The 11624-nt window shown below is 74.7% G+C and carries 5 protein-coding genes; 2 read left to right on the top strand and 3 right to left on the bottom strand.

The genetic code is table 11. The features are described 5' to 3' along the window. Positions 1-98 precede the first annotated feature (98 nt). On the bottom strand, positions 99-1598 hold the full coding sequence (locus ABT112_RS29805) for a glycosyltransferase family 39 protein (RefSeq protein WP_351514836.1): 1500 nt from the start codon (positions 1596-1598) through the stop codon (positions 99-101). Positions 1599-1773: 175 nt separating this feature from the next. On the opposite strand from ABT112_RS29805, the gene ABT112_RS29800 reads away from it, so the two are divergent. Further along, complete coding sequence (locus ABT112_RS29800) at positions 1774-3492, top strand: glycosyltransferase (protein WP_351514834.1); 1719 nt, start codon at positions 1774-1776, stop codon at positions 3490-3492. 209 nt (positions 3493-3701) lie between these two features. Here ABT112_RS29800 and ABT112_RS29795 read toward each other — a convergent pair whose 3' ends face one another. Together ABT112_RS29795 and ABT112_RS29790 are read right to left on the bottom strand one after the other, a co-directional pair. After that, entirely contained in the window at positions 3702-4976 is a 1275-nt protein-coding gene (locus ABT112_RS29795; protein WP_351514832.1) for a glycosyltransferase, read from the bottom strand. Further along, positions 4973-7822, bottom strand: a complete 2850-nt coding sequence (locus ABT112_RS29790) for a bifunctional glycosyltransferase/CDP-glycerol:glycerophosphate glycerophosphotransferase (protein ID WP_351514873.1) — start codon at positions 7820-7822, stop codon at positions 4973-4975. The genes ABT112_RS29795 and ABT112_RS29790 overlap by 4 nt, the downstream gene beginning before the upstream one ends. A gap of 1140 nt (positions 7823-8962) precedes the next feature. Here ABT112_RS29790 and ABT112_RS29785 point away from each other — a divergent pair. After that, on the top strand, positions 8963-11278 hold the full coding sequence (locus ABT112_RS29785; protein WP_351514830.1) for a PIG-L family deacetylase: 2316 nt from the start codon (positions 8963-8965) through the stop codon (positions 11276-11278). Positions 11279-11624: the final 346 nt, after the last annotated feature.

Genomic DNA, 11624 nt, shown 5'->3' with positions numbered 1-11624 from the left:
GCCGGCGGTGTCCGTGGGCAGCGTTCCCCGGCCCGTCAGTCGCGCACGAGAAGCGGTCAGTCGCGCACGAGAAGCAGTCAGTCGCGCACCAGAGGCGGTCAGTCGTGCACGAAGAGATGGACGCTGCCGCCGTGCAGCCGGGCCACGCCCTCCCGGTGGAACCGGGTCGCCAGCACGTCCTGCTTGACCCGCTCCACCTCCGCCCGGAACACCCTCCGCTGGTCGGAGTCCTCCCGGTCCAGCAGCCACACCCGGTCGGCCCGCGACAGCAGCTTCCGGACGCGGTCGGGCGGCAGTTCGGTGCCGTACAGCGTGCCGGAGCGCCCCGGGGACGCCTCCAGCGCCACATCGCGCAGCCCGGCGAACGCCTCCGGGTAGGCGATGGCGGCCTTCCGCCGGGTCCCGGCCAGGAAGACCACCGCGTCGCCCGGCTTCGCCCGGGCCTGCACCGCCTGCGCGATCGGCCGCAGGTCGTCCATCCGGCTCTCCCCGGACCGCACCTCGTTCTGGGCGGCCAGCTGCCCGCCCAGAACCATCGACACCACCAGCGCCCCCGCCAGCGGCAGCGACCCCCGCCACGGCACCCGGGCGGCCAGCCGGTCGGCACCGGCCGCCACCAGCAGGGACAGCCCCGGCAGCGCGTACAGCACGTACCTCAGGTCGTACAGCGGATACAGCTGGGACACCGCGATCAGCAGGACGGGCGGGACGACCAGCAGCGGCAGCGCCACCGTGATCAGGGTGGGCGGGGCGGCGGCGAACGACGGGCGGCGGGGCAGGAACAGGGCGGCCGCCGCCAGCGGCAGGGTCAGACACGCGGCCCCGCCGGACGGCCCGGCGAACGCCCGCACCAGATGGACCACCTCGTCCCAGCCGGGCCGGGTGATCCAGGCGATCGCCTCCACCTGACCGCCCGCCACCCACAGCAGCGGTACCAGGACCACCACCGTGCCGCCCGCCGCCAGGCCCCACAGGCGCCAGATCCGGGGAGCGCTGCGGGCCATCAGCAGCGTCACGGCGTGCGCGGCGAGCAACAGCACCGCGAGGGCGTGCAGCACCACGGTCAGCGCCACGACCCCGGCATACGCCTGCCACCAGCGGCGGTCCGTGCTCCGGCAGCCGCACACCAGGAGGTAGGTGGCGGTGGTCGCACCGGCCACCACCAGGGCGTACGACCGGCCCTCCTGGGCGTACAGGCTCACCACCGGCACCACCGCGAACAGGGTGCCCGCGATCAGCCCCACCCGGGGACCGGCCAGCTTGGCGCCGGTCGCCGCCACGGCCGCCGCCGCCCAGCTCATCGCCAGCACCGAGGGCAGCCGCAGCATCACCTCGTCGGCGCGCACCGCCAGCAGCAGGTGCATACCGAAGTAGTACAGCCCGTGCACGGCGTCGAGGTTCTGCAGCAGGTGCCAGAGCTCGGCCGGGGTGCGCCGGGCGGCCGTCCAGGTGGCGGCCTCGTCGCCCCAGAGCCCGCGCCGGTTCAGGCCCCAGAGCCCCAGGACCGCCATGGTGACGGCCGGGATCAGCAGGGTCGCGACCGGGGTGCGGCGTGCCAGGACGGGCCGGAAGGGGATCCTGACCTCGGTTGTGACCATCGACGAGCTCCTGTTCTTCGCACGGTCCCGTCTTTGGTTCGGCAGCAAACGGCCCCCGCTTGATCCCCCGCACGGCGTCGGCCCGGCCCGGGGGCGCAGCCGGTCCCGTCACCCGGTTCGCCGCTCCCGGCTCGGAGAACGCGGCCCCCGGGGCTGAAATGGAGGGGTGGCCCCCATGGCAGCGAAGACGGCACCGATACCGACCGCGGCGCAGGTCAGCGTCATCGTGATCGGCTACAACGACGCCGCGCACATCGCGGACGCGGTGCTGTCCGCCCTCCGCCAGGGCGCCGGTGTCGCCGAGGTCGTGGCGGTCGACGACGGCTCCACCGATGACACCGCCCGGGTCCTGGCCGGCCTGGCCCGCCGCTACCGGCGCGTCCGTGTGGTGCGCCGGCGCGGCAACAGCGGCGGCTGCGGCACCCCGCGCAACGACGGTCTGCGGCGCGCCACCGCCCGGTACGTGATGTTCCTGGACAGCGACGACGTGCTGCTGCCGGGCGCGGTGGACGCCCTGCTCGCGGCCGCCGCCCGGCACCACGCCCCCGTGGTGGCGGGCGCCTGCGTCCGCCGTGAGCTGCCCGGACACCGCGAGGTCCGCTGGCAGCAGTCGCTGTTCCGCGCGGAGGCGGTGCACGGCTCCCCCGCCGAACGGCCCCGGCTGGTCCGCGACACCCTGTGCGTCAACAAGCTCTACGCCCGCGCCTTTCTGCAAGGGCACGGCATCACGTTCCCCGAGGGGGCGTTCCGCTACGAGGACTTCGTCTTCACCGCCCGGGTGCTGGCCGCCGCCCCGCGGATCGCGATCGTCCCCGACGCCGTCTACGGCTGGCAGGTACGCCGTTCGGCCGAGCGGCCGTCGATCTCCCTGGACCGCAACGGCCCCGACAACTGGCGCAGCCGGCTGGCGGCGCACCGCCGGTCCGTGGAGATCTTCGAGGAGGCCGGGCAGAAGGGACTGGCGCACGCCGCCCGGGTGAAGTTCCTCGACTACGACCTGCGGATGTACCTGCGCGAACTGGGCGGGCACAGCGCCGCGCACCGGGCGGCGTGGTGGCAGCTCACCCGCGCGTATCTCGCCGGCTTCGACGCCGCCGACCTGACGGCCGCCCGCGCCCCCGCCCGCTGGATCGCCCGGGTCCTGCTGGCGGCGGAGCACCCGAGGGACCTGCGGCGGCTGATCGAACTGGCCGACCGGCCGGCCCGGCTGCTGCCGCCCTACGCACGGGTCGACGGCCGGCCCGTCTGGGCCGTGGACCTGCCCGGGGTGCTGCTGGACGGGATCGACACCAAACCGCTGCGCCGGCTGCCGGTGACCGTCGAGGCGGAGCCGGTCGTGGACGCCCGGACCCGGCTGTTGCGGATCCGGGTGCACGAGATCTACGGGCGGCTCGCCACGGCGGGACCGCGGACGGTCGACATCGAGCTGCGGCACCGCGAGGACGGCGCGATCGGGCTGACCCGCGACGCCGTCCTCACCCCGGAGACCGGCCGGGACCGGGGTGCGGACCTCGGCCCGGAGGGTGGCTGGGACCGGGGCACCGGCCTCGGCCCGGAGGATGGCTCCGCCCCGGGTGAGGGCACCTCCTCATGGTCGGCCGAGGTCCTGCTGGACCTGGACGCGCTGGCCGCCCGGACCCGTGGCTCCCCACCGGATGTCTGGGACCTGCGGGTCCGGCTGCGGTGCGACGACGGGTCCTCGCCGGCCACCGGCGTCCGGGCCGCCGGGCCGGGGCTGCGGCGGACGGCCGTGCCGAGCCGTGGCCACGGGCTGCTGCTGGTCCAGCCGTACGCCACCACGGGCGGTTCGCTGGCCCTCCGGATCGCGCCGGGGCCCCGGGCGGCGGTCGCGGTGGTCACCCGGAAGCTGCGGCGGGCGGCCCGTCGGAGGTGAGGTGTGCGGGGCGGGCGGGCCTACGAGCGGCCGGGGCGCGATCGGGCGCGGGCGCGGGGTGCAGGCGCGGGGCGCGGGCGCGGGCGCGGGTGCGGGGCGCGAGGCGCGAGGACGGTGTGGGCGGGGGCGCACGGTCCGCCTCCCCCGGCTTGCCCGGCGGCCAGCGGCCAGCGGTCAGCGGTCAGCGGCCAGCGGTCAGCGGTCAGCGGTCAGCGCTCCAGAAAGGCGAACAGCTCCTCCCAGCGCCGCACGACCTCCTCGGTCGAGAACCGCCGCACCCGTTCCCGGGCCAGCTCGCCCATCCGGTCCCGCAGGTCCCGGTCGGACATCAGGGTGTCCAGCCGGCGGGCGAGTTCGCCGGTGTTGCCCGGGGCGGCGAGGAGCCCGTCCTCGCCGTCCCGGATGATCTCGCGGACGCCCGGCGCGCAGTCGAACGCCGCACACGGCACCGCCGCCGCCATCGCCTCCATCAGCGCGAGCGGGAACCCCTCGCCCCGCGAGGACTGGACGAAGACCGAGCCGCCGCGCAGCGCCCCCGGCACGTCGCCGGTCCGCCCCCGCCACTCCACCGACCCGTCCACGCCCAGCGCGGTGCACTGCGCGCGCAGCATCTCCTCGTCCTCACCGGCGCCGTAGATGCGCAGGGTCCAGTCCGGGTGTCGCGGCGCGACCTCCGCCCAGGTGTCGAGGAGCATGTCGATGCCCTTCTGGTCGGTCAGCCGGCCCATGCTCGTCACCACCTTCGCGGTGCGGGGCGACGGCTCGTCGGGCATGAACGGCAGGGGGTTCGGCATGAATCCGGTGTTGTCGAGCCCCTGCCGGATCCACAGGTCGGCGTCCTCCTGGGTGAGGACCAGCATCCGGTCGACGTCCCGGTAGAACCGTTGCACCCGGCCGAAGCGCGAGCTGTCGCGCGAGTAGGCGTACGACTCGTGGCTCATCCCGATGACCGTCGCCCCGGCGGTGTCGGCGAGCGTTACCCACTCCATGGCCCAGACCTGGGTGACGATGACGACCGCGCCGGGCCCGGCGGCCCGGAACAGCGCGCTCAGCTTCTCCGCCTGCTCCCGCATCCCGGCCTCGCGGGCGCCGCGGCGCCGGCGTTCGACCGGGTTGAACCGGCTGCCGAACGTGACCGGCCGGGCCTTGGGCGGCGGGGCGTCGTAGAGGGTCAGCACGGGGTACGCCGGTTCGCCGCCGAGGCTCTGCCGCTCCTCGGCGGGACCGATGCCGATGACTCGTACCTGGTGCCCGCGCGCGGCGAACAGCCGGGCCATCTGGTGCGACCAGCTGGTGACCCCGCCCAGCTCGTCCACGCTGTTGGAGACGAAGAAGATGTCCCGCCCGGTGGCGGCGGGGCCGGGGGCGCCCTTGACCGCGGGCGCTCCGGAGGCTTCGGGAGGACCGGAGAGATCGGGGATCCCGGAGACGTCGGAAGCGCCCGGGAGTACCGGGGCCTCGGCGGGCATCCGCTGCTCGTTCATGTGCCGCTCCGCGGGGTGAAGAACCGGTTCACGATGGTGCGGGCGGCGTCGCCCCGGTCGTACTCGCCGTACTCCGCAACGAACCGGCGCCGGGCCTCCGCGTACTCGGTGTCGGCGGACTTCATTTCGGCGACCGCCGCGAAGAGGGCCTCCTCGGTCCGCACCACCGGGCCCGGGGCCTGTTCCAGCAGGTCGAAATAGGTGCCGCGGCTCACCCCGGCGTACTCGTCCCAGTCGTGGACGTAGAACACCATCGGCCGGTCGAGGAGCGCGTAGTCGAACATCACCGAGGAGTAGTCCGTGATCAGCCCGTCCGCAAGCGTCAGCAGCGGCGTGATGTCGTGGTGGTCCGTCACATCCAGGACGGTGCCGCGCACCGACGGCGGCAGCACCACGTGGTTCAGATAGTGCGAGCGGATCAGCAGGGTGCAGCGGTCACCGAAGCGCCGGGCGAACTCCTCGACGTCGAAGGGCAGCTCGAAGGCGCGGATCCGCCCGCCCGGGCCGCTGCGGAAGGTCGGCGCGTACAGCAGCACCTGCCGGCCCTCGGGGATGCCCAGCTCGGCGGCGAGCGGACCGCGCTCCCGCACCCCGGTGGCCTCCTCCCGGGCGCGGGCCGCGACGAGCGGGTCGTTGCGCGGATAGCCGGTGCGCAGCAGCACCTCGTCCCCCAGCCGGTAGGCGCGGGCGAGGGTGCGCACATCGTGCTCGGAGCGGATCAGGAAGTGGTCGAAGCGGTCCAGCACCCGCTGGTACCCCTCCTGGTCGGAGCGGTTGAGCAGCTTGTAGCGGGGCTCGTCGAAGCCCATCCGCTTGAGCGCCGAGCCGTGCCAGGTCTGGATGTAGGTGGTCTCCGGCCGCTTGGTGAGCTTCAGCGGGAATCCCTGGTTGTCGATCCAGAACTCCGCCTGGGCCAGGGCCCGCAGATAGGGCCAGCTCCACCGGCGCACCAGGGTGGCGTCGGTGGGGAAACCTTCCGGCTGCCGCCCCGTCCAGGACCAGACGGGCGCGAAGTCCACGCCCTGCCGGCGCATTTCCTCGTAGATGGCCCGGGGGCTGTCGCTGTACTGCTTGCCGAGGTGGCTCTCGAAGACCACCAGCCCCTTGCGCACCGGCAGGACGCGTAGCGCCCGGTGGTACGCACGGATCTTGGTCTCCCCGGAGTTGAGCATGCGCTTGGCCTTGCGGGCCCGGCGCACGGCGGACTTGACGAGCCCTCCGGCGGGCCCGGTGACGGCGGCGTCCACGGCCTCGCGGGCCCGGATAGCCGCCCGTCCCTGCGCGGCCAGCCGGAACGCCAGGTGCCCGCGCCGGGAGATCTCGGGCTCCAGCCGGTCGGCGACGAGCCGGGTGAGCCGGGGGCGGACGTGCAGCGGGCGGGCCTGGTCGAGCGCGAGACCGCCCACGCTGAGCCGGGTGCGCAGCCGCTCGCCGTCGACGTCCAGGAGCAGCCGGACGTCCCACACCGCGTCGATCACTCCCAGCGGACGCAGCCGCCGGGCGAGGTCCGCCTCGGCGGTCCAGTCCAGGAAGTCGCCGTGCCGGCGCAGCGTCCGGAGCGGGAAGTGGAAGGTCTGCAGACTGCGCCGGCGGGCCCGGAACTCCAGACGCCCCCTGACCCGGGAGCCGGGCCCGATGCGGCGGAGCGGATTGACCACGCTGCCGGCGAGCCGCACGGTGCCGCGCCCGTCGTCGGCGTATCCGGTGAGCCGGTTGCGCAGGAACATCCGCCCGAGCGGAATGCCGTGGTAGTCGGCGTCGGTGACGTCGAGGACCTTGCGGCCCTCCGGGTCGTCGAGGTGCTCGACGCACCAGTAGACCCGCCCGTCCCGCTCGGTGAGCGGCGAGGAGATCTTGTCGCGGTTCATCAGGGTGTCCGCGGCGGGCAGCAGGTTGTCCCAGTCCTCGCGGACCAGGAGGTAGGCGCAGATGGCCTGGATCGGCTGGACCTCGTCGTACGCCGCCGGGTCGAGACCGGCCAGGTAGGAGCCGGCCAGCTCGGCGAACCGGTGGCGGTACTCCTCGTCCAGCAGCGGCAGGTCGCGCAGATGCAGGACCAGGTCGTGCTTGAGGAACTTCACGTCCTTGTGGAACTTCAGATCCGGCAGCCGCCGTTGCTCCAGCAGAGTGTCGATCCGGCGGTGGATCTCCATCCGGTGCGCGAAGTTGGCGATCTCGTGCCGGCGGTTGCTGATGGACTTGGCGCCGGTCCTGTCGGTGACGTTCCAGAAGTAGACCCGGTTGGGGATCAGCGCGATGCGCCCGGCGGCGAGATAGGCCTGCGCGGAGAAGAGCAGGTCCTCGTAGTGGATCCCCACCGGGAACAGCAGGTTCTGCTCCAGCAGGAAGTCCCGGCGGTAGCACTTGTTGGTCGACAGGGTGTCGAAGATCAGCAGGTCGGGGAGTTCGGAGACGGATTCCAGGGTGCGGGTCTCCTGGTAGATCCAGGGGTACCAGTCCTCGCGCTTGCCGTGCCGGCTGTCGACGTGCACCCGGACGCAGCGGCCCGAGACGAGATCGGCGCCGGTGCTCCGGGCCGCCGCGAGCAGGTTGCGGCAGGCGTTCCGCTCCAGTTCGTCGTCGCTGTCCAGGAACATCACGTACCGGCCGCGGGCCTCGCCGATGCCGTGGTTGCGGGGGGCGCCGCAGCCACCGCTGTTGGAGGGGAGCCGGAACGCCCGCACCTGCCCCGGATGCTCGGCGGCGAGCTGCTGGGCGACGGCGTACGAGTCGTCCTCGCTGCAGTCGTCGACGATCACGACCTCGACGGCGCGGAGCGTCTGGGCGAGCACGGAACGCACGGCGGTGGGGAGCCGGGCGGCGTCGTTGTAGACGATCACGACCACCGAGACGTCGGGGGCCGGGCGCTCGGGGTCGACGGGGCTTTCGCAGCTTCCCCGGCTTTCGTGGCTCTTGGTGCTCTTGGTGCTCTTGGCGCTCTTGGCGCTCTTGGCGCTCTTGGCCGCGGGCTCCGCCGTGGGCTCCACGGCGTGCACGGGCCCTTCCGAATTCTCCGGTCCTGCCGAATTCATAGGCCCTCCAGGCAACCCGAAGCGTTCCGCCGACATCATAGAAATTACCGGGAATGGCCGATGTCGGCCCCACAAAAGGTGGCAAATGCCATGGGCCCGGTCGGGTGAAGGTGTGACACCGGAGGCACGGTGGCACCGGAGAGGCACGGTTCATGGTCGGTCGCGACGCCCGCTTCCACGAGCAGCGGACGCTCCCCGGAACCCGGTCGGCCGCTCCCCGGAGCGCGGGGCCGAGCCCTGCGGGCCGGGGCACGGGTACGCGGAACGCTGCGTCGGCGAGGACGACCATGCCGTGCCCGCCGGGGACGCCCGACGCCGCGCGGCCGGGGCCGACGTCCTCGTCGCCGCCGGCCCCGCCCCTGACCTCGATCCTGCCCCCGGGCCCGGCCGACCGGTGCGCGCACCCGGTGACGGGACAGCCGCGATGAGCGGACCCGGCCCTCGCACATCCCCGCAGCACGCCCCCGTCTCCGGCCGCCTCCTCCCCCGCGTGACCTCCGGCTCCGGCTCCGGTCTCCCCGCCACGCGCCGCAGTGGACAGACGGAGCCCGGCGCGCGCCGCGACGGGCCGCCCGGTCCCGGCGCCCGGCCGGTCCGGGCGCTGCCGCCCCGGCCGCCCGGATCCCCGCCACGACCGGCACCACGACCGACAGCGCAGTCGGCCCGGCGACCGGCGGCACGACCCGCACCGGGACCGGCGACAGCGAGCTGATCCGGCACCAGTCCGGCGGGCCTTCCCGCCCCGCGGCTTTCCTCCGCCGCTGCGCGTCGTGCCGTTCACCCCTCCGCTCCGCGCCACTCCCCTGCGTGCCGCGGCTTCTCCCGTGGCTCCGGTCCTCCCCTGCTCCGGCCCTTCTCCTGACCCGGCCCTGCTTCTGATCCGGCCCTGCTTCTGATCCGGCCCTGCTCCAGCTCAGCCTCCTGGGCTGGTCCGCACCTTGAAAGCGAACACCGATGCCTGCAATACCCCGTCGTCTGCTCCGCGGCGCGCTCACCCTGGCGCTCGTCGGAACCGTGGCCTCCTGCTCCACTCCGCTCGCCCGTGGCACGGCGGACGTCCGGGAGCCGGCCGCCGGCCGCGCCCGTGCGGCGGGCACGGCCGCCGACCAGCGGATCAGAACAACGGAATCGGTCCTCCAGGTCGTCGCCCACCCGGACGACGACCTGTACTTCATGAACCCGGACCTGAGCCAGTCACTGCGCTCCGGGAACGCCCTGGCCACCGTCTATCTGACGGCCGGCGAGTCCAACGGAGTCAACGCCTCCGCGGAGGAGGCACGCCGGAAACAGCTGCCGGCGGACCGGGCGAAGTTCGCCAAGGCCCGGCAGAACGGCATCCGTGCCGCCTACGCCCGCATGGCCACCGGGGACTCCGCGAGCCCCTGGCGGCGCGAGGTCGTGCCGACCGACGGCGGCGGGGAAGCCGAGCTCGACACCCTCCGGGCGCACCCGAAGATCCGTCTCGTCTGGCTCCAGCTGCACGAGGCGGAGAGCATAGGCCGCGACCGGCCGCACAGCCTGCGCGGTCTCTGGGACGGCCGGGTATCGGCCCTCAACTCCCTCCTCGCCTCCGGCAGCGTCGTCTCCGAGGACTTCGCCTATTCCGGGGAACAGCTGGTCAGCACCCTCACCGGGCTGCTGGAACGCTTCCGGCCGACGTATGTGCGAATGCAGGACCCGACCCCCGACAGCAAGCGGAGCGGCATCGGCTGGACCGACCACCAGGACCACATGTACGGCGCCCGGTTCCTGCAGCGGGCCCTCGCCCGGTACGCCGAGGAACCGGACCGGCCCCTGGTCGGCACCCAGGTGTACCTCGGCTACCTCAACGGCTCGCTGCCCCACACCCTGGACCGCACGGCCCTGCGGACCAAGCTCGACGCCATCCGGACGTACGGCTGGACCGACGGCCGCGACTGCCGCGACTCCGCCGGCTGCGGCGACCTGAAGGTCGGTGCCCGCCCCCTGGGCTTCAACTGGGCCCAGAGCATCCGCTACCACCGCGGGGAGAGCACCAGTTGGCTCCAGCCGCAGCGGAACGGCGCGCTGCGGGCGTTCGCCACCCTCGACGGGCGGCTCGCCGTGTGGAGCCAGCGCACCCGCGGCTCGGCCCAGTGGTCCGGCCCGGACCTGCTGCCCGGTGCGGGCATCGACGACGGCGTGACGTCCCTGCGGCTGCGCGACGGCCGGATCGCGGTCTTCGCCACCCGTACGCTGCTCGGCACCGGACCGGCGGACTACCGGCGCGAACTGGTCACCACCGCGCAGACCGTGCCGGGCGGCCGGTTCGGCCCCTGGGAGTCGCTCGGCGCCCCCGGCCCCGACGCCGTCTCCAGCTGGCAGCTCGGTGCCCCCGCCGTCACCCTGGACGGCTCCGGCCGCGCGACCGTCTACCTCCGCAACCCCGCCCACGGCCTCAGTTCCCGTACGCGGAACGCCGACGGCTCCTGGCAGCCCTGGACGGACCTGGGCGGCACCGGACTGCTCGGCAACCTGGCCGTCGCCACGGACCGGAAGGGCCGCATGCACGTGCTGGCCGCCACCCCCGCCTCCGTCCTGGCCTGGTCGCAGCCCCGGCGGGGCGCGGCCATGGGCGCCCCGGAGCCGACCGGACTGCCCGCCACCACCGGTCCGCTGACCGCCCATCCGGACGCCACCGGGGTCCGGCTCTACTTCCGCCGCCCCGGCTCCGCCGACCTGCTCACCGCCCATTCCCCCTCGGGCTCGTCCTCGGCCTCCGCTTCGGGCTCGTCCCGCGCGGGCCGCTCCGTCGGGGGCGCCGTCGGGACCTCCGGCAGGACGTGGCGGACGGAACCCGCCGACCTGGGCGGCATCGCCGGATTCGGCCCGGTCGAGGTGACGCCCCAGGGGGCCGGGGTCCTGCTGACCGCCCGGGACGCCCGGGGCACGGTCAGCGCCGCCCGGTACGCACCGGCCGACAACGCGAAGGGCCGAGCCGGTACGGGCGGCTCCGCGGCGGGCCGTTCGGCTGCGGAACGTTCCGCCCCGGAGCGTTCGGCCGCAGGACGTTCGGGGGGCGGGGGTGCGACCGCGGGCCGCTCGGCCGCGGGACGTGCCGCGGCGGGCCGGCCCCGGGCCCTGGACTGGGAACCCGGGCGCTTCCTCTTCAGCGGCGCCCCGGCCGGCGCCCGGTCCGGCACGGCCGGCCCGGCGGTGGCCGCGATCGGCCTCGACGGCCGGCTCTACTGGACCCGCACCGGCCGCACCCCCGACCTCGCCCCCTGGCGCCCCGCCACCGGCCACCACTGACCCGCCTGGCCGGGGGAGGGAGCCGAGGCGGAGGACGGGGCCGGGGACGGGGACCGGACCGGGAACGGGGACCGGAAGCGGGGCCCAGGATCGGGACCCGAGCGGGGACCGGGAGCGGGAGCCCGGAACTGCGACCGCCCCAGCTCAGGGAGGGAGCCGAGGCGCAGGACGGGCCGGGGGCCGGGAGCGGGCCTCGGGACTACCCCCGCCTGCGGTGCGGCACAACGAACCCGACCCCAGCCCACAAGCGGCTTCAACAAGCCGGAGGGGGGGGGGGGGGGCGCCGCGGGGGGCCCCCCCCCCCCCCCCCGGCCGGCCCCCCCCCCCCCCCCCCCCCCCCCCCGCC

Origin of the sequence: Streptomyces sp. NPDC002055 (genome assembly GCF_040296705.1) — a bacterium.
Lineage (GTDB): Bacteria > Actinomycetota > Actinomycetes > Streptomycetales > Streptomycetaceae > Streptomyces.
The sequence above is the reverse complement of the archived record's forward strand: the minus strand, read 5'-3'. Positions and strand labels throughout refer to the sequence as shown.

Bases quoted from the DNA above. Each gene is read 5' to 3' on its own strand.
- ABT112_RS29805 (WP_351514836.1), bottom strand. From the start codon at position 1,598: ATGGTCACAACCGAGGTCAGGATCCCCTTCCGGCCCGTCCTGGCACGC.
- ABT112_RS29800 (WP_351514834.1), top strand. From the start codon at position 1,774: ATGGCAGCGAAGACGGCACCGATACCGACCGCGGCGCAGGTCAGCGTC.
- ABT112_RS29795 (WP_351514832.1), bottom strand. From the start codon at position 4,976: ATGAACGAGCAGCGGATGCCCGCCGAGGCCCCGGTACTCCCGGGCGCT.
- ABT112_RS29785 (WP_351514830.1), top strand. From the start codon at position 8,963: ATGCCTGCAATACCCCGTCGTCTGCTCCGCGGCGCGCTCACCCTGGCG.